The organism is Rhodococcus aetherivorans, assembly GCF_025722975.1.
GTDB classification, from domain to species: Bacteria; Actinomycetota; Actinomycetes; order Mycobacteriales; family Mycobacteriaceae; genus Rhodococcus; species Rhodococcus aetherivorans.
This window is the reverse complement of sequence record NZ_CP106982.1, coordinates 732,654-750,612: the sequence shown is the minus strand read 5'-3', so window position 1 is coordinate 750,612 and position 17,959 is coordinate 732,654. Positions and strand designations below refer to the sequence as shown.

Annotated in this window: 17 protein-coding genes; 7 read left to right on the top strand and 10 right to left on the bottom strand. The window is 67.9% G+C overall.

Translation table 11 applies throughout. The features are described 5' to 3' along the window. Window positions 1-52 precede the first annotated feature (52 nt). The 6 genes from OCS65_RS03510 to OCS65_RS03485 all read left to right on the top strand — a co-directional run bounded on the left by OCS65_RS03510 (window position 53) and on the right by OCS65_RS03485 (window position 6,010). Complete coding sequence (locus tag OCS65_RS03510) at window positions 53-793, top strand: FadR/GntR family transcriptional regulator (protein WP_029546538.1); 741 nt, start codon at window positions 53-55, stop codon at window positions 791-793. 280 nt (window positions 794-1,073) lie between these two features. Then, window positions 1,074-2,195 (top strand): NDMA-dependent alcohol dehydrogenase, encoded by a 1,122-nt coding sequence (locus tag OCS65_RS03505; RefSeq protein WP_006934078.1) that lies wholly within the window; start codon window positions 1,074-1,076, stop codon window positions 2,193-2,195. 109 nt (window positions 2,196-2,304) lie between these two features. Then, window positions 2,305-2,850 carry an SgcJ/EcaC family oxidoreductase gene (locus tag OCS65_RS03500; protein ID WP_006934081.1) on the top strand — a complete coding sequence of 182 codons (546 nt, stop codon included), beginning with the start codon at window positions 2,305-2,307 and terminating at the stop codon, window positions 2,848-2,850. 40 nt (window positions 2,851-2,890) lie between these two features. Next, window positions 2,891-3,733 (top strand): mycofactocin-coupled SDR family oxidoreductase, encoded by an 843-nt coding sequence (locus OCS65_RS03495; protein WP_029546539.1) that lies wholly within the window; start codon window positions 2,891-2,893, stop codon window positions 3,731-3,733. A 25-nt stretch (window positions 3,734-3,758) separates the two neighbouring features. Next, window positions 3,759-5,555 carry a flavin-containing monooxygenase gene (locus tag OCS65_RS03490; RefSeq protein ID WP_043801205.1) on the top strand — a complete coding sequence of 599 codons (1,797 nt, stop codon included), beginning with the start codon at window positions 3,759-3,761 and terminating at the stop codon, window positions 5,553-5,555. 32 nt (window positions 5,556-5,587) lie between these two features. After that, on the top strand, window positions 5,588-6,010 hold the full coding sequence (locus tag OCS65_RS03485) for a nuclear transport factor 2 family protein (RefSeq protein ID WP_006934087.1): 423 nt from the start codon (window positions 5,588-5,590) through the stop codon (window positions 6,008-6,010). 70 nt (window positions 6,011-6,080) lie between these two features. Here the strand turns inward: OCS65_RS03485 and OCS65_RS03480 are convergent, their stop codons facing one another. After that, the gene (locus OCS65_RS03480) at window positions 6,081-6,389 is read right to left on the bottom strand and encodes an EthD family reductase (protein WP_006934089.1); all 309 of its coding nucleotides are present in this window, start codon (window positions 6,387-6,389) and stop codon (window positions 6,081-6,083) included. Between the two features lie 289 nt (window positions 6,390-6,678). Between OCS65_RS03480 and OCS65_RS03475 the strand changes: the two genes are divergently transcribed. After that, window positions 6,679-8,307 (top strand): flavin-containing monooxygenase, encoded by a 1,629-nt coding sequence (locus tag OCS65_RS03475; RefSeq protein ID WP_263508799.1) that lies wholly within the window; start codon window positions 6,679-6,681, stop codon window positions 8,305-8,307. Between the two features lie 228 nt (window positions 8,308-8,535). Here OCS65_RS03475 and OCS65_RS03470 read toward each other — a convergent pair whose 3' ends face one another. The 9 genes from OCS65_RS03470 to OCS65_RS03430 form a co-directional block, all read right to left on the bottom strand. Further along, window positions 8,536-10,518 (bottom strand): oxidoreductase, encoded by a 1,983-nt coding sequence (locus tag OCS65_RS03470; RefSeq protein WP_185713244.1) that lies wholly within the window; start codon window positions 10,516-10,518, stop codon window positions 8,536-8,538. A 5-nt stretch (window positions 10,519-10,523) separates the two neighbouring features. Then, window positions 10,524-11,039, bottom strand: coding sequence for a pyridoxamine 5'-phosphate oxidase family protein (locus OCS65_RS03465; RefSeq protein WP_006934096.1), 516 nt, complete (start codon window positions 11,037-11,039; stop codon window positions 10,524-10,526). Window positions 11,040-11,046: 7 nt separating this feature from the next. Beyond that, window positions 11,047-11,886, bottom strand: a complete 840-nt coding sequence (locus OCS65_RS03460; protein ID WP_006934097.1) for a mycofactocin-coupled SDR family oxidoreductase — start codon at window positions 11,884-11,886, stop codon at window positions 11,047-11,049. A gap of 30 nt (window positions 11,887-11,916) precedes the next feature. After that, window positions 11,917-12,333, bottom strand: a complete 417-nt coding sequence (locus OCS65_RS03455) for a MaoC family dehydratase (RefSeq protein WP_006934099.1) — start codon at window positions 12,331-12,333, stop codon at window positions 11,917-11,919. Continuing rightward, the gene (locus tag OCS65_RS03450) at window positions 12,330-12,797 is read right to left on the bottom strand and encodes a hypothetical protein (RefSeq protein WP_043802042.1); all 468 of its coding nucleotides are present in this window, start codon (window positions 12,795-12,797) and stop codon (window positions 12,330-12,332) included. Before OCS65_RS03450 ends, OCS65_RS03455 begins: the two co-directional genes overlap by 4 nt. Next, complete coding sequence (locus OCS65_RS03445) at window positions 12,794-14,350, bottom strand: AMP-binding protein (RefSeq protein ID WP_029546543.1); 1,557 nt, start codon at window positions 14,348-14,350, stop codon at window positions 12,794-12,796. The genes OCS65_RS03450 and OCS65_RS03445 overlap by 4 nt, the downstream gene beginning before the upstream one ends. 24 nt (window positions 14,351-14,374) lie before the next feature. Continuing rightward, entirely contained in the window at window positions 14,375-14,782 is a 408-nt protein-coding gene (locus OCS65_RS03440; RefSeq protein ID WP_006934104.1) for a nuclear transport factor 2 family protein, read from the bottom strand. 141 nt (window positions 14,783-14,923) lie between these two features. After that, on the bottom strand, window positions 14,924-16,003 hold the full coding sequence (locus OCS65_RS03435; protein WP_043802038.1) for a 2-oxoacid:ferredoxin oxidoreductase subunit beta: 1,080 nt from the start codon (window positions 16,001-16,003) through the stop codon (window positions 14,924-14,926). Beyond that, complete coding sequence (locus OCS65_RS03430; protein WP_029546545.1) at window positions 16,000-17,937, bottom strand: 2-oxoacid:acceptor oxidoreductase subunit alpha; 1,938 nt, start codon at window positions 17,935-17,937, stop codon at window positions 16,000-16,002. Before OCS65_RS03430 ends, OCS65_RS03435 begins: the two co-directional genes overlap by 4 nt. Between the last annotated feature and the right edge of the window lie 22 nt (window positions 17,938-17,959).

The window sequence follows — 17,959 nt, the reverse complement described above, 5'->3', positions numbered from 1 at the left end:
CCGCTTCCCGGAAGTCAGGAGGCCACGAGGCTAAGGAGGTTCCGTGGCTGCAATGTCGAGAGGCCCGAAGACATCGCTGGTGGTCGCCCAGCAGATCGTCCGGGATACGGCGCGAAAAGGTCTGCAGCCCGGGGACCTGCTGCCCCCGGAGAAGGCGATGCTCGAGGAGTACCAGATCGGCCGCGGCACCCTCCGTGAGGGACTGCGGCTGCTGGAGTTCCAGGGGATGATCGCCCTCAAGCCGGGGCCCAAGGGCGGTCCCGTCCTCCTCGATCCGGACGCGTCCCATCTGGCGAGCACCATCATCCTGCTGATGCAGCTCCAGAACGCCTCGCTCAGCACGATCGTGGAGGCCCGCACCGCCCTCGAGCCCGTCATCTGCCGCCTGGCCGCCGAGCGGATCAGCGACGAGAACCTGCTCGAGCTCAAGCAGTCCGTCGACCGCATGCAGCAGTCGTTCGACACGGCGGACATCGACACGTTCCTCGAGACGAACAAGCAGTTCCACGACGTCATCGCCTGGTCCACCGGCAACGCGCTCTTCGGCTACCTGACGGACGCGCTGCTGCGGATCACCGGCGGCACGGTGATGGGCGTCGACCACCCCGCCCCGCTGCGGGAGACGACCCTCAAGGCGCACATCCAGATCTACGAGGCGCTGCATTCGCACGACGCGGACCTGTCCGAGGACCGGATGCGCGACCACATCAACGAATACGTCCGGTACGCCGAGCGCAAGTTCCCCGAACTCCTGAGCCAGGTCCTGCCCTGGAACCAGGCGCTCGGCGGCTGAACACCGCTGTCGCCGCCGTCCGGCGACACGGACCCCGCGGGCCCGCACCGAGCATCGTCTCGGCGCGGGCCCGCCGTGTTTCCGGGCCGATTCGCGACCGGCGGCCCGGTTCCCGAGGTCCGGCGAACTCCGACGACACCGCTATTGCTTATATCCATGCATATGGTTATGGTGATAGCGATCACATGCATGCATAGCGATCAACACCGTCGAGCCCGTGCCGGCGCCCTACGCCGGCCGCCGCTCGCGCCTTCACCCCCGTTCGTCACGAGGAGAAGCCATGAAGACCATCGGAGCGCTGCTGTGGGAGCCGGGAACCCGGTCCGGTTGGAGCGTCGAGGAAATCGAGATCGATCCCCCGAAGAGCCGGGAGGTGCGGGTCAAGCTCGCCGCCTCCGGCATCTGCCACAGCGACGACCACGTCGACACCGGCGACATCCCCCTCGACTGGGCGCCGATCATCGGCGGACACGAAGGTGCGGGCGTGATCGAGGAGCTCGGCCCCGACGTCACCGGCTTCGAGGTCGGCGACCACGTCGTCCTGTCCTTCCTGCCGTCCTGTGGCCACTGCAAGATGTGCACCATCGGCCGTTCCAACATGTGCGAGATGGGCGCCGGCGTGCTCGGCGGCTTCGCGCCCGACGGCACCCACCGCGTCCACGCCCGGGGCCAGGGCGTCGGCCCGTTCTCCTACCTCGGCACCTTCTCCCCGTACGTCGTGGTCAACATCGACTCGTGCGTCAAGATCGGCAAGGACATCCCGCTCGACAAGGCCGCACTGATCGGCTGCGGCGTCCCCACCGGCTGGGGCTCGTCCGTCTATGCGGCCGACATCCAGCTCGGGGACACCGTCGTCGTCATCGGCACCGGCGGTGTGGGCATGAACGCGGTCCAGGGCGCCCGGCACAAGGGCGCCAAGAACATCGTCACGATCGACCCCGTCGAGTACAAGCGCGACCAGGCCAAGATCTTCGGTGCCACCCACACCACCGAGAACTTCGAACAGTGCCGAGAGGTCGTCGACCAGCTCACCGAGGGGCAGGGCGCCGACGTCGTCATCATCACCGTCGACATCGCCTACGGGCACCTGCTCAACCCGGCGCAGGAGATGACCCGCCGCGGCGGCACCCTGGTGCTCACCGCCGCCGCTCCCGTCACTCAGCGCGACGTGCCGTTCGACCTGTTCACCTTCGCGATGTCGGGCAAGCGCCTGCAGGGCACCCTGTACGGCACCACGACGGCGCGCCGCGACATCCCGCTCATCGCCGACATGTACCGCCGTGGCGAGTTCAAGCTGGACGAGCTGGTCACCAAGACCTACAAGCTCGAGGACATCAATACCGCGTTCAAGGATCTCCGCGAGGGCAAGAACATTCGCGGCGTCATCATGTACGACGACTAGATCGGCACACGCGATTCCCCGGGAGTGTTCGCGCCCGGCGCACGGGCCGGGACGGGGGTCCACACTCCGTCCCGGCCCGATCCGTGTACCTCCGACAGGAACAGAGCCGATGACTGCCTCGAAACTCGCGGACCTCGATTCCGCCGCCCTGAGCCGCCTCGTCGCCAAGGACGAGATCCGGGACCTGGCCGGACGTTACGCCCTGGCCGTCGACGACCACGACATCGATACCGTGCTGTCGATGTTCACCGAGGACGGTGTCTTCGAGGTCGCCGGCACCGAGCTGCGCGGCCGTGAGCAGATCCGCCCCTTCTACGTCTCCAGCATGGACCGTTACCACACCATGCTGCACACACCCGAGATCCACCTCGTCACGATCGAAGACGACTCGCACGCAAGCGGAATCATGACCGGCCATGCCGAACTCGCGGTCCACGACACCCTGATGATGACCGCGTTCCGGTACCGCGACCGATACGTGCGCCGGGACGGCACCTGGCTTTTCGAAAGACGCGCCGTGTCGTTCATGTACGCGGTACCGTTCGAGTCGATGGGCTCCAGTTTCCGTACCACCAAACGGATTCGGTGGCCCCAGACCCGATACACCGAGGCCGACTATCCGGAGTCGGCTCCCACCTGGAACACCTACCGCTGACGGCGGATCGGGCCCGTCGGCGGCCCCCGAAGGAGCAGCTATGACAGGACGGGTAGCAGGTAAGGTCGCTTTCATCACGGGCGCGGCCCGCGGCCAGGGACGCAGCCATGCGATCCGCCTCGCCGAGGAGGGCGCCGACATCGTCGCTCTCGATGTGGCCGAGGACATCGAGAGCGTCACCCGCTTCTACCCCGGCGCCACCGAGGACGACCTGGCCGAGACGGTGCGCGCCGTGGAGGCACTCGATCGCCGGATCATCGCCCGCAAGGCCGACGTCCGTAACTTCGACGCCGTCAAGGCCGTGGTCGACGAGGGCATCGCCGAGCTCGGCCGGATCGACATCGTCGCCGCCAACGCCGGCATCTTCCTCTTCGGCGACGAGACACACCTGGTGAGCGAACGCGACTGGGACGATGTCCTCGACATCAATCTCAAGGGCGTGTGGCACACGTGCAAGGCCGTCACCCCGCACCTGATCGAACAGGGCACCGGGGGGTCGATCGTCATCACCAGCTCCACCGCCGGCCTGAAGGGCACGCCGAACGTCGCGCCCTACACCGCGAGCAAGCATGCCGTGGTCGGCCTGATGCGCACGCTCGCACTGGAACTGGGTCCGCACGGCATCCGCGTCAACACCGTGCATCCCACCGGCGTCGCCACAGACATGATCCTCAACGAGGCCTGCTTCCGGCTGTTCCTCCCGGACGTCGAACATCCCACCCAGGAACAGGCCGCACCGGTCTTCGCCACCACCAACGTCCTGCCCGTGCCGTGGATCGAGCCGATCGACATCTCCAACGCGGTGTTGTACCTGGCCTCCGATGAGGCCCGGTACGTCACCGGCACCGAACTGAAGGTCGACGCCGGCTACACCCTCCGCTGACCCGGCCGGACGAACGGGAGACCACATGACTGCTCGACTCGACACACCGCGCCTCGATCCCGCCCACCCCGACGCGGTCGCCGAACGCTGGCTCGCGGACTTCGCCGGTGCGCTCCGATCGGGAAACGCCGACGACTACCCGGACGCACTCGCCACCGACGCGTGGTGGCGCGACCTGCTCGCCTTCACCGGCGATCTGCGCAGCCTGCACGGCGAATCGGCGATCCGCCCGCTGCTCACCGGCGCGGCGGATCTCGAGGTCCGCGACGAAGCGCTCGATTCCTCCGTGCCACCGGCGCTGCTGCCGACAGGCGAGGGCCCGCCGGTCGTGCAGCTGCTCTTCCGCCTCACCATCCGGTTCGGACACGTCCGTGGCGTCGCGCGACTGACCCCGGACGATGCGGGCCGCTGGCGCGCGACGGCTGTCCTGACGACGCTCGACAGTCTCGCCGGCGCCGAACCGGCTGTGGGAGAGCGTCGTCCGAACGGTGTCCCGGAACCCGGTGAACGCGTCACCGTCCACTGGGGTGATCGTCGGCTCCTCGCGAGCGAGTGCACCGAACGGGATCCGGAGGTCCTCGTCATCGGCGCCGGACATTCCGGTCTCGGGCTCGCCGCCTACCTCGGGGCGATGAACGTCCACGCGCTCGTCGTCGAGCGCAACGAGCGCGTGGGTGACAACTGGCGCAACCGCTACGACTCGCTGGTGCTGCACGACCCCGTGTGGTCGAACCATCTGCCGATGATGCCGTTCCCACCCACCTGGCCGGTGTTCACACCGAAGGACAAGATGGGCGACTGGCTCGACATCTACGCCCGAGCCCTGGAACTGAACGTGTGGACCCGCACGGAACTCGTGAGCGCCTCGTACGATCCCGCGACGAAGCGGTGGGAGGTGCTGCTCGACCGCGGAGGTGAACGGCGGGTGCTGCGCCCGCAGCACGTGGTCCTGGCCACCGGCCTGAGCGGCACCGAGCCGCTCGTACCGGACATCCCCGGGACCGGAGAATTCGCGGGTGAGCTGCTGCATTCCGGCCGGTACACGACGGACCCACGACGGAGCGGCCGTGATGTCGTCGTCATCGGCACCGGGAACAGCGGCCACGACATCGCCCAGGACCTGTACAACACCGGCGCTCACGTGACCCTCGTCCAGCGGGGTCCGACCTACGTCGTCGGCGGCACCACCGTGGTCGACGTCATGCTGAAACCCGCCTACGGCGAGAACACCGCGCCCACCGAGATCGCCGACCTCGTCGGTGCGTCGTTCGCGCGGCGGGACCAGGGATTCGTCGACGGCCTGCGCACCGCCGTCGCGGCCATGGCCGACATCGATCGCGACCTGCTCGATGCCCTGAGCGCCCGGGGATTCCGGCATCACCTGGGCGACGGCGGGACCGGAGCGATGGACCTCTTCCTCACCCGGAACGGCGGCTACTACATCGACGTCGGAGCGTCCCGGCTCGTCGCCGACGGGTCGATCGGACTGGTCGCAGGGAAGACCGTGGAACGGTTCGTTCCCGAGGGAGTGGTCATGTCGGACGGCACCGTCGTACCCGCCGACACCGTCGTGTTCGCCACCGGGTTCCGGGGCATCCTCGACACTGCCCGCCGCATCCTGGGCGACGCCGTCGCCGACCAATGCGGACCGGTCTGGGGTCTCGACGACGAGGGCGAGATCCGGTCGGTGTGGCGACGTTCGGGTCACGACGGATTCTGGTTCAGCGGCGGCAATCTCACCCTCGCCCGTATCTACAACAAGTACCTTGCTCTCCAGATCAAGGCCGACCTGGACGGCATCGACCTGCCGTCCGTTCCCTGACACTGCACCTCGAGTACATCGGAGACCGACACATGCGCGCCGACGACATCAACGAGATCATCCGCATCACCCATCTCTACGCCCGTGGCCTCGATCGATTCGACCCCAAGGAGGCACTGTCCGCCTTCGCACCCGACGGAGCGTGGGACGCCAGCGCCGTCGGCCTGACCCGGTACGAGGGGCACGAGCAGATCCTCGACTTCTTCGAGCGGGACGCACAGGCAGTGGACAAGCAGTTCCACATCATCACCAACCACGTCATCGACTTCGAGGACGACGACCACGCCACCGGTACGAACTACGTCTTCTCCGAAGCGGAGATGAAGAACGGCGCCGCCATCAAGGCAATCGCGCTCAACGAGGACCGCTACGTCCGCACCGCCGACGGCTGGAAGATCGCCGAGCGGATCATCACCGGCCTCACCACGCCGCAGATGGACGGTTTCGACGCCTGACCGGAGCACGGCAGCGGCACATGCGGCAGGGTGGGGACTTCGCGGTCCCCACCCTGTCGCATGTCTCGGCTCAGATGTCCTTGGTGATCTCGTAGAAGTCGAACGAGACGCCGGCCTGCGCAAAGTTCTCGAGGTCGGCGGCGCCCTGCTGCCCTTCCGGAGACGCCATGTCGGCGAGCATGGCTTCCTTGCTGTCCCAGTCGCACACCGCGACCAGGAAGTGCGGCGGGGTGCTGCCGTCGGGGGTGGAGCACACGCCCCATTCGTAGTTCCGGATCCCCTGCTGCTTCAGCGCGAGCTTGGAGTGCACGTTGCGGTAGTGCTCGAGGAACTTCTCGGGATCCTCGGGGTGGTTGTACGCGGCGACGAGTCGGTACATGTCGACCTCTTTCCATGGTGGATTCGGAGATTTCCGTGTGGAACAGCCCCGCACACGGGGGTGTGGAACGGCCCCGCACACGGGGTGGCGCGACGACGCCCGCCAAATATATCCGCTCTACACCTTTGATTATATCCATTCGCATTGATAGAGTGATACCCGTCACAGACTTTTCCGCGAGCGGACGACCATCCGGCCGCACCGCGCTCCCGCCTGGCACACCGAAACCGCGAGCCTGGCGGTGACATCGGCACATCCGACCGAATCCCCCAGTCAGAGAGGTCATCCGATGACTGCAACCCCCAACTCCTCAACATCCGCAATCGAGGTCGACGCCGTCGTCGTCGGCGCCGGCTTCGCAGGCCTGTACCTGTTGTGGAAGCTGCGCAGGCACGGTTACACCGCCGTCGCGCTCGACAAGGGCGAGGAGGTCGGCGGCACCTGGCATTGGAACCGCTACCCCGGCGCCCGCTGCGACGTGGACAGCCACGACTACTCGTTCGGATTCGACGAGGAACTCGAGCAGGAGTGGGAGTGGAGCGAGCGCTACCCGTCGCAGCCCGAGCTGCAGGCGTATCTCTCGCACGTCGCCGACCGGTTCGACCTGCGCCGCGACATCCGTCTCGAAACCACCGTCACCGAAGCCCGTTTCGACGAGGGCGAGCAGAAGTGGCACGTCCGCACCGACAAGGGCGACGAGTACGTTTCACGGTTCTGCCTCATGGCCGTCGGCTGCCTGTCGGTCCCCAAGGACGTCGACGTCCCGGGCCTCGACAAGTTCCAGGGGCCGATCTACCGCACCAGCGAGTGGCCGGAGGAGGGAGTGGACTTCACCGGCCTCCGAGTCGCCGCCGTCGGCACCGGATCCTCCGGCGTGCAGGCCATCCCGGAGATCGCCAAGCAGGCCGGCAAGCTGACCGTGCTGCAGCGCACCGCCAACTTCGTCATTCCCGCCCGCAACCACAAGCTCGACCCGGAGTTCGTCGCGAACGTCAAGGTGAACTACCGCGAGCGACGCCGTGCGTGCCGGACCGCCGCCGCGGGCTGCATCCGCGACGACAACCCCAAGGCCGCGTTCGACGTCAGCGACGAAGAGCGGTGGGCCGAGTACGAGAAGCGTTGGCAGGGCGGCGGAATTGCCTTCCTCGGCGCATTCGCGGACCTGATGGTGGACCAGCGGGCGAACGACTCGGTCTGTGACTTCATCCGGGCCAAGATCGACGAGATCGTCGACGACCCGGACGTCGCGGACAGCCTCAAGCCGTTCGGCTACCCGATGGGTGCGAAGCGGCCCGTCGTCGGCACCGACTGGTACGAGACCTTCAACCGCGACAACGTCGAACTGGTCGACCTGCGCAAGAAGCCCCTCGACAGCTTCACCGAACACGGCATGCATCTCGCCGACGGCACCGAGTACGAGTTCGACGCCGTCGTACTCGCCACCGGGTTCGACGCCTTCACCGGCGCGTTCACCCAGATCGACATTCGCGGCCGGGGCGGCCTGCCCTTGCAGAAGGCGTGGCAGGAGGGCCCGAAGACGCACCTCGGCCTGGGCACCGCCGGATTCCCCAACATGTTCATCATCGCCAACGTCGGCAGCCCGTCGGTGCTGTCGAACATGGTGACCGCCATCGAGCAGCACGTCGAGTGGACGGTCGAGACCATGGACCACATGCGCGAGCACGGACTGACCACGATCGAGGCCACCGAGGAAGCGCAGAACGCGTGGGTCGAGACGGTCGAGGAGATCGCGAACATGACCCTGTGGCCGCAGGGCGAGTCCGGGTCGTGGTACCGCGGCGCGAATGTGCCCGGTAAGCCGCAGATCTTCATGCCGTACGCCGGCGGAATCGTGCTCTACGAGCAGACGTGGAATGAGGTCCGGGACGCCGACTTCAAGGGATTCGTCCTGGCCTGATGCGGCGGATCTCGCGCCGGGCGATCGCGACCAGCGATCGCCCGGCGCTTTTCGCTGCGTCGTTCGTGTCGCGCGGGTGGATCTCGCGCCGAGCGGGAGGATCTCGCGCCGAAACGCGAGAAGCGACGACGACAACCTCCCGCTCGACGCAGCAACCTCCTGCTCATCGCCGACGGACACCGAAACGGGGGTGCGGGCCCGAAGCCCGCACCCCCGTCGTGGTGTCCGTCAGATCAGCTTCGCGAGCGCGAATGCCTGCCGGGTGGCGAAGACCAGTCGGCGCGGTGCGTAGGCGTCACCGAGGATGTGCACCTCCCGCTCGCCCTCTGCAGCCGGGCCGTCCTTGATGCTCTCGTACAGGCCGGCGTCCCCGATGCCACCGCAGGCGAGCACCACCGAGTCGAAGCCGTCGACCTGGTGCGTGCGGCCGGAGTAGACGTTGCGGGTGACCACCCCGGTCGGGGTGATCTCGACGACGTCCTCCATGAACCGGTACTGCACGCCCTTCTCGTCGAGGCGCCCGAGGATCGCACCGACGATGTAGCGGCCGAGCAGCTGGCCCGCGACCTGAGTCGCGTAGACGATGGTGACGTCGTGACCGCGATCGGTGAGGAAGTCGGCGAGCGACAGCGGCGGCATGTGATCGTCCTGCGCGACGATCAGGACCCGCTTGCCGACCGCGGCGTCGCCGTTCAGGACGTCGCGGATGTCGGCGACGTTGTCGCCGTACACGCCCGGGATGTCCGGGATCCGGCGGGTGGAGCCGGTGGCGACCGCCACCACGTCGAATCCGGCGGCCTCGATCTCCGCCTTCGTCGCCGCGTGCCGGTAGTCGATCTTCACGCCCGCCCGCTCGAGCCGGCGCTGCTGCCAGTCCAGGTACTTCTCGAACATGTCGTACGTGGGCGCGTTGATCGCGGTGCGCAGCTGGCCGCCGAGCACGTCGGACGCCTCCCACAACTCCACGTCGTGGCCCTTCTCCCGGGCCAGGGCCGCGAACTCCATGCCCGCCGGGCCGCCACCGACGACGAGCACGCGCCGGGGGTCGGTCACGGTGGGCCACGGCCCGTCGACCTCGTTGCTGGTGACGGGGTTGACCGCGCAGCCGAACGGCAGGCCCTCGACGTAGCGGCGGCTGATGCACTCGTTGCCGCCGACGCAGGGCCGGATCTCGTCGACGCGGCCGGCGCGGACCTTCTCGATGATCGACGGCTCGGCGATGTGCGCGCGGGCCATGCCGACGACGTCGGCGTCGCCGGCCGCGAGGATCCGTTCGGCGACGTCGGGGTGGTTGATGCGGCCCGTGTGCACGACGGGCAGCGACACCGCCCGCTTGAGCTGCCCGGCGAGATCGCTCCACTGGCCGGCCTCGTAGAAGTGCGGCTGGATGTAGGACGGGTTGCCCCACGGGCTGCCCACCACGCCGTGGAAGTAGTCGACGAGGCCGGTGCTCTCGAGGTACTGCGCGATCTCGATGGCCCCGGTGATGTCGTAGCCGCCCGGGACCTCCTCGCGCAGGTTCAGCCGGATGCCGATGACCATGGACGATCCGATCACGTCGCGGATGGCCCGCAGCACCTCGACCGGGAACCGGCAACGGTTCTCGATCGAGCCGCCGTACTCGTCGTCGCGCTTGTTGGTCAGCGGCGAGAGGAAGTACTCGAGCAGATCGTCGTGGTTCATGTGGAGTTCGACGCCGTCGAGGCGTGCCTTCTGGGCCTGCTCCGCACAGAACTTGTACTGGCCGACGAAGTAGGCGATCTCCTCCCGGTTCAGCTTGTGCGGAACGTTGTTGATCACCGGAGCGCTCAGGACCGACGACGCACCATGCGGCATGCCGCCCTGGTGGACCATCTGCCCCGTCGCCACCGCGCCCTCGGCGTGCAGGGCATCGGAATACGCCTGTACGCGTTCGACGAAGATCGGCAGGCTGTAGTGGCCCTCGACCGTGGCGCCGACGCCGGTGGGCTCGAACCCCGGGATCACCCCGGTGTTCGGAACCCAGGCGCTGAGGCTGTCGAACCACGCGGCTCCGCCCCTCGCCCGGGACACGTAGTAGGCGAGGTTGCGTTCGGCGTCGGCCTCGGACCCGAAGATGTTGCCGATCGCCGAGGCGTGCGGCGGCAGCACCACGCGGTTGCGCAGTTTCATCGGGCCGATCTGGAACGGCGAGAGCAGGTGGGCGTAGGCGGAGTCCGGATCCGCGGTCATATTGTTCACTCCTTGTTCGGTCGAGGCCCGAGCGAGCCGCCGCGTCCGTCGCCCGGCATCCTGGTCGAGTCGTGACTGACCGCGATGCGAACGGGACGGACTTCCAGGACGACTCGGTTGGGGCTGTCCAGCAGTCGCTGGAAGGCTGCGGGATCGGTCGGAGCATGGCGCTGCGCGAACGCCGCATAGAACCAGCGCTTGGTCTCCGCGTCGGCGTGGACGGTGACGCGGCCGCGGACGGCGAGCATCCGCCTGCCGGGCAGGCCGGTGCCGGCATTCGAGATCACGAGCGTCACGCGGGATTCGCGCATCGCCGCACGTACGTGCGCGCGGTCCTTCGCGGCGGTGAGCCAGAACCGGTCGTCGTGGTGCAGGTAGCTCATCACCACCCCGGCGGGCCACCCGGCCGCCGTACTGAAGGCGAAGGTACATTCGGTCTGCGCCGCAACGAGTTCGGCGATGCCCTCCTCGTCGACCCGCAGCGTACGCAGATCCTCGTTGTCGTCGATTCCGACGGCCATCGTCACATCACTTCACGTACGCGCCGGCGTCCACCGGGAAGGTGACTCCGGTGACGTACCGTGCCTCGTCGCTGCCGAGGAACAGCACCGCGTTGCTGATGTCGATCGATTCGACCCAGGGCACCGGCAGCGTGTTCAGCGACATGAACCCCGGCATCGCCTTCTCCTGCGACGGCTCCGGATCCCCCGGGGAGAACATGCCGTACGTCCCGGGATTCTGGATCATGATGGTGTCGACGTTCGTCGGGTGGATGGTGTTGACCCGGATGCTGTGGGGACCGAGCTCGTTCGCCATGGTCCGCATGAGCCCGACGATGCCGTGCTTGGCGGCGACGTAGTGGGCGACCTGCTGAATGCCCTTGAGGCCACCGATCGAACTGGTGAACATGATGGACCCACCGCGGCCCTGCTCGATCATCGTGGGGATCGCGACGACCGCGGTGTTGAAGACGCCGGTGAGGTTGACGTCGATCATGTCGCGCCACTGCTCGGCGGTGAGTTCCCACGAGCGGCCGTAGGTGGCGATGCCGGCGTTGGCGACCACGATGTCGACGCCGCCGAGCTGCGCCACCCCGTCGTCGAAGGCGCGCTGCAGCGCCGCGCGGTCCCGGACGTCGGCGCGGTGCGCCACGATCCGCCGGTCGAGGGCCTCGACGAGCCGGACGGTCTCCTTGAGCTCGTCCTCGGTGGCCAGCGGGTAGTACGGGGTCACCGAGTCGATGTTCTCGCAGATGTCGACCGCGATGATGTCGGCGCCCTCCTCGGCGAGCCGCAGCGCGTGGCTGCGACCCTGGCCGCGGGCGGCCCCGGTGATGAACGCGACCTTGCCTTCTACTCGTCCTGCCATGATTGTCGCCCCTCTCGTGGGAAATGGTGTCTAGCGATCGGCGGGGAACCGGACGGTCCCGGTGCCTTCGAGAACGCGCGCTCCGCCGAGGACGTCGAGCGTGAGGTCGCAGCGCACCAGGAGGCCGTCGGCTGTCTCCTCCACGTCGGTCACCACGCCCGCGGCCCGCAGCCTGTCACCCTCGAATACGTTGCCGAGGAACCTGAACCGGTATCCGGTGACCCGGTCCACGCCACCGGCCCAGGAGCCGAGCATGGACACGACGTAGGCGATGTTGCTCGGGCCCTGATTGACCGTGCGGTCGCCGAGGCCCAGCGCGCTCGCCGCCTTCCGATCGAAATGGATCGGGTTCGGGTCCCGCATGAGCGCCGAGAGGGTCTTCATCCGGGCCGGATCCACCGCGTCGATGGTGCGCTCGGGAATCTTCTGTCCGACGGTCGGTTTCATGCGTTCTCTCCTCGCCGCGGGAACACGATCGAGTTGGTGGTGGAGGCACAGTGCGCGCCGTCCTCGTCGTGCAGGTCGAGACGGTAGCCGACGATGTCGAAGACGCCGGTGCGCCGGCCCACCTTGCGCGTCGCGGAGACGATCTCGCCCGAGACGCGGTAGGTGGCGCCGACGCGCAGCGGCCGGTGCACCACCGTCTCGGTTTCCCCGGCCATCGGGCCGTCGGCCTCGGTGGCCCCGAACACCGCGAACAACTCGTCCCAGCTCCAGCCCATCGCGCCGGTGGCGACGAGGAACACCAGCACCGGGTGCGCACCGCCGTCGGCGGGGTCGGCGAGCATGCTGTCGAGGACGAGGTGCACCCACCACGGCTCGAGCGTGGCCTGGCCGCCGGGGAAGCGGGTGCCGACCAGTTCGGCGAGTTCGGTCTCGGTCGGCACCCGGCGTCCGGTGTCCACGGTCATCGGGCCGCCGTCGCTTCGAGGTACGGCGCCCGCAGGTCCCGCTTCATGATCTTCCCGGTCGGCGCCTTCGGCAGGGCGTCGACGAAGTCGACCGAACGGGGCTTCTGGTAGGAGGCCAGGTTCCGCTTGGCGGTGTCGATGATCTCCTGTTCGGTGGCGGTGTGCCCGGGCTTGAGCACGACGACGGCCTTGACGACCTCGCCCCACTCGTCGTCGGGGATGCCGATGACGGCGCATTCGAGGACTGCGGGATGGGCGCCGATGGCCTCTTCGACCTGGATGCTGTAGATGTTCTCGCCACCGGAGATGATCATGTCCTTGGCCCGGTCGACGATATAGACGTAGTGGTCCTCGTCCCAGACCGCGACGTCGCCGGTCCACATCCAGCCGTCGCGCAGGGTCTGCGCGGTCAGCTCCGGCTTGTTCCAGTAGCCGAGCATGTTGGCCTCGGAGCGGACCACGATCTCGCCGGGGGTCCTGCCGTCCTTGGGGACCTCGTTGCCGTCGAAGTCGACGACCCGGATCGTGGTGCCGAATCCTTCGCGGCCACAGGACTTCAGCCGGTGCTCGTTGATGCCGTTGACCGCGTCGAGGTGGTCCTCCTGGGACAGGAACGACATGGTCGTGCCCTCGGTCTGGCCGTATCCCTGGATGAGGGTGCACGGGAACGCCTCGAGCGCGCTGCGCACGATCGCGGACGGCATGGGGCCGCCGCCGTACTGGATGTTGCGCAGGCTCGACAGGTCGTAGGAGTCGAAGTTCTCCACGGCCATCATCCAGTTCAGCATCGTGGTGATGCCGAGGAACGCCGAGACCCGTTCCGACTCGATGATCTCGAGCGCCTGCTTGGCCTCGAAATTGACCAGCACGACCGGACATCCGTGCTTCATGTAGTTCATCGAGAGCACCACCGGGATGTGGTACATCTGGCCGGTGAGCATGTAGACGTCGGTCGGAACGACCCGCTCGGCGACGGTCTGGTTGAGCATGCCGGCGGCCGCGCTGGTGTGCGAGTGCAGCGCGCCCTTGGACTCGCCGGTGGTGCCGCCGGTGTAGAGGATGAAGAACGGGTCGTCTCCCCCGACGCTCGGCGTCCAGATCGGTTCGGCCGGGCTGGAGCTCGCGAGCAGCTCCTCGTACGTCCCGCTTCCGCCCGGGCCGAACTCGAGCCAGTGGTCGACCGTGGTGGATCGACTCAGTTCCTCTGCCACGGACCGGAACTCGGAGGCGGTGATGAGCACCTTCGGGGTGGCGTCGGCGACGAGCCCGAGCAGGGACGGAGTTGCCAGCCGCCAGTTCAGCGGCTGCAGGATCAGTCCCGCTCGGCCGACGGCGAAGAACAGTTCCTGGAACTCGATGCTGTTCTTGGTCAGCACGGCGACGCGGTCGCCCTTCTCCAGGCCGAGTCCGCGCAGTCCGTTCGCCAGGCGCCGGACGCGCTCGTCGAGGTCGGCGAACGTGATGCGGCGATCGTTGGGGACGTCGTACAACGCCATGCGGTTCGGGGTGAGGGCGGCCCACTTGGCGGGGATGAGGCCCTGGTTCATCGTCATGGGTGTCTCCGGATGCGGGAGGGTTCAGTACGGGAGGTCGAGGGCGATGTGCCGCTTGGTGAGCACCCAGTCGCCGCCGCTCCGGGTCCACTCGTCCTCGTACTTGCCCGTGGACAACACCTTCAGCGCACCGTTCTCCGCGGAGGTGATGAGCAGGTAGGACACCGTGCGGACGTTCTTCTCGTCGATCTCGTCGATCAGCAGATTGGTGGTGATGTGCCGCCGCTGGTCGGTCTGCGACTCGTGCGCGCCGCGGAACAGGCCCATGATCTCCTCGCGGCCGTTCAGCGGCCCGATGAGGTCGCCGTCGCCGATCTTCATGGTGAACACGGCGGTTTCGCCGAAGACGCGCTCGACGCCGTCCATGTCGCCGTCGTCGTAGGCGAGCGCGTAGCGGGCGAGGGCGTTTTCGATTTCGTTCCTGAGCGACATTACGACTACTCCTGCCGAGGGGAGGGAAGAAAGGGAGGTGTGATGGCAGTCACTTTATACTAATCATGCGCATTGTCTAGGGGTACGAGGACCCCAGTTTCCGCGCCGAGGGACGGCGATCGACCCTATTCGAACATCGGGCTAATCGGACACAGTCCAGGTGTCGTGCCCGGTCAACAAGGACTGCAGGGAGTCTCGGCGGTCGAGACCGCCGGTGCGGGCGCTCTCGTTCTGCTCCCGCACCAGGTCGTCGTACGTCGGACGGGCAACGCTGCGGAACACGCCGAACACGGTGTGTTCGAGGTCCTGGTCGGACAGCCGCGACAGCGCGAAGGCGTACTCCGGATCGTCGGCGTGCGCATCGTGCACCACGATCGCACCCGGGTCGGCCGTCGCCGTGTCCACCACGCGCAGTCCGAATCCGTCACGGACGACGCACTTCTGGCCCTCGGCGCCGAACACGATCGGCTCACCGTGGCGCAGCGGGATCACCCGCTGCTCGGCGTCCTCCTTGCGCAGCACGTCGAAGGAGCCGTCGTTGAAGATCGGGCAGTCCTGATAGATCTCGACGAACGAGGTGCCCCGGTGCTCGGCTGCGCGGCGCAGCACGTCGGTCAGACCCTTGCGGTCGGAGTCGAGCGCTCGGGCCGCGAAGGTGGCCTCGGCACCGAGAGCGAGGGACAGCGTGTTGAACGGGTGGTCCACCGAACCCATCGGCGTGGACTTGGTGATCTTCCCGACCTCGGACGTGGGCGAGTACTGCCCCTTCGTCAGGCCGTAGATCCGGTTGTTGAACAACAGGATCGTGAGGTTCACGTTGCGGCGCAGCGCATGGATCAGGTGGTTTCCGCCGATCGAGAGGGCATCGCCGTCACCGGTGACCACCCACACCGACAGGTCGGGCCGGGTGACGGCCAGACCGGTCGCGATCGCCGGCGCACGGCCGTGGATGGAGTGCAGGCCGTAGGTCTCGAGGTAGTACGGGAACCGGCTCGAACAGCCGATGCCCGAGACGAACATCAGGTTCTCGCGCCGCAGGCCGAGTTCGGGCAGGAAGTTACGGATCGCGGCCAGAATGACGTAGTCACCGCAGCCCGGGCACCAGCGCACCTCCTGGTCGCTCGTGAAGTCCTTGGCCTTCTGCGGGGTGTCGGTCGTCGGGACGAGCGCGGTGGCACTCAGTCCGAGATCGGTGCCCACGCGGCTGATCAACTCGGTCATGCCGATTCCTCCTCGCGGTCCGGCTCCGGACGGTACTCGGCCGCAGCCAGCGCGGCGGTGGTCTTGGCGTGTTCCAGCTCGCGCAGGGTGCCGGCGAGCGCGGCATCGATCGCGTCGACGATCTCGTCGGCGAGGAAGGCCAGGCCCTGAACCTTGGTCACCGGCTGGACGTCGACAAGGTAGCGCGCCCGCAGCACACTCGTCAGCTGTCCCAGGTTCATCTCGGGCGCGATCACCGTGCGGTACCGGCCGAGCACCTCACCGAGGTTGCGCGGCAACGGGTTCAGGTGCCGCAGGTGCAGGTGGGCGACCGCGGTGCCGCGACGCCGGGCCCGGCGGCACGCCTCGCCGATCGGCCCGTAGGAACTGCCCCATCCCACGATCAGCAGTTCCGCCTGCCCCGACGGATCGTCGACCTCGGCGTCCGGGACCGAGATCCCGTCGATCTTCGCCTGGCGCAGGCGCACCATCAGATCGTGGTTGGCCGGGTCGTAGGAGATGTTGCCGCTGCCGTTCGCCTTCTCGAGGCCACCGATCCGGTGCTCGAGGCCGGGCGTTCCGGGGATCGCCACGGTGCGGGCCAGGGTTTCGCGGTCCCGGGCGTAGGGGCGCAGGGGCGCACCACCGGCGTCCGGGCCCGTCTCGTAGCCCGGCTCGATCGGGGCGAGCTCGTCTACCCGCGGGATCTGCCAGGGTTCGGAGCCGTTGGCGATGGCGCCGTCGGACAGCAGCAGCACCGGGGTCCGGTAGGTCAGGGCGATGTGGGCCGCCTCGACCGCGGTGGCGAAGCAGTCGGCCGGCGAGCGCGGCGCGAGCACCGCGACCGGCGACTCACCGTTGCGCCCGTACAGCGCCTGCAGCAGGTCGGATTGCTCGGTCTTGGTCGGCAGGCCCGTCGACGGTCCGCCGCGCTGCACGTCGATCACCACGAGGGGGATTTCGGTCATCACGGCCAGGCCGATGGCCTCGCTCTTGAGGGCCAGGCCCGGACCGGAGGTGCTGGTGACGCCCAGGGCGCCGCCGATGGAGGCCCCGACTGCCGCGCCGATGGCGGCGATCTCGTCCTCCGCCTGGAAGGTGGTCACGCCGAGGCTGCGGTGCTTGGTCAGCTCGTGCAGGATGTCGGAGGCGGGAGTGATCGGATACGTCCCGAGGAACACCTCGAGCCCGGACAGCTCACCGGCGGCCACCAGGCCGTAGGCCAGGGCGGTGTTGCCGGTGATCTGCCGGTACGTACCGGGCGGCAGGTCCGCCTTGGCCACCTCGAACGTCGTCGCGAACGTCTCCGTGGTCTCGCCGTAGTTCCACCCGGCGTGGAATGCGAGCAGGTTGCCCTGGGCGACCTGCGGCTTCTTGGCGAACTTGGTGCGCAGGAACTCCTCGATCCGCCCCACCGGCCGGTTGTACATCCACGACAGCAGCCCGAGCGCGAACATGTTCTTCGCGCGTTCCCCGTCCTTGCGGCTCAGGCCGGCCGGCTCGACCGCCCCGACCGACAGGCTCGACATCGGCACCTGGTGGATCACGAACTCGTCGAGGCTGCCGTCCTCGAGCGGGCTGGCGGCGTAGCCGACCTTGGACAGGTTGCGCTTGGTGAACTCGTCGGTGTTGACGATGACGGTGCCGCCGCGCGGCAGGTCGCCGATGTTCGCCTTCAGCGCCGCCGGGTTCATCGCGACGAGGACGTCCGGGCGATCACCCGCGGTGAGGATGTCGTGGTCCGCGATCTGGATCTGGAACGACGACACGCCGGGCAGCGTGCCCTGCGGTGCCCGGATCTCGGCGGGGAAGTTCGGCTGCGTCGCGAGGTCGTTGCCGAACGCGGCCGCTTCGGAGGTGAACCGGTCGCCGGTCAGCTGCATGCCGTCGCCCGAGTCGCCCGCGAAGCGGATGACGACTCGCTCCAGCTTGGTGGTGTTCGCGTCCGTTGTCATGGGTGCCTGCCTCTGGTCCGCA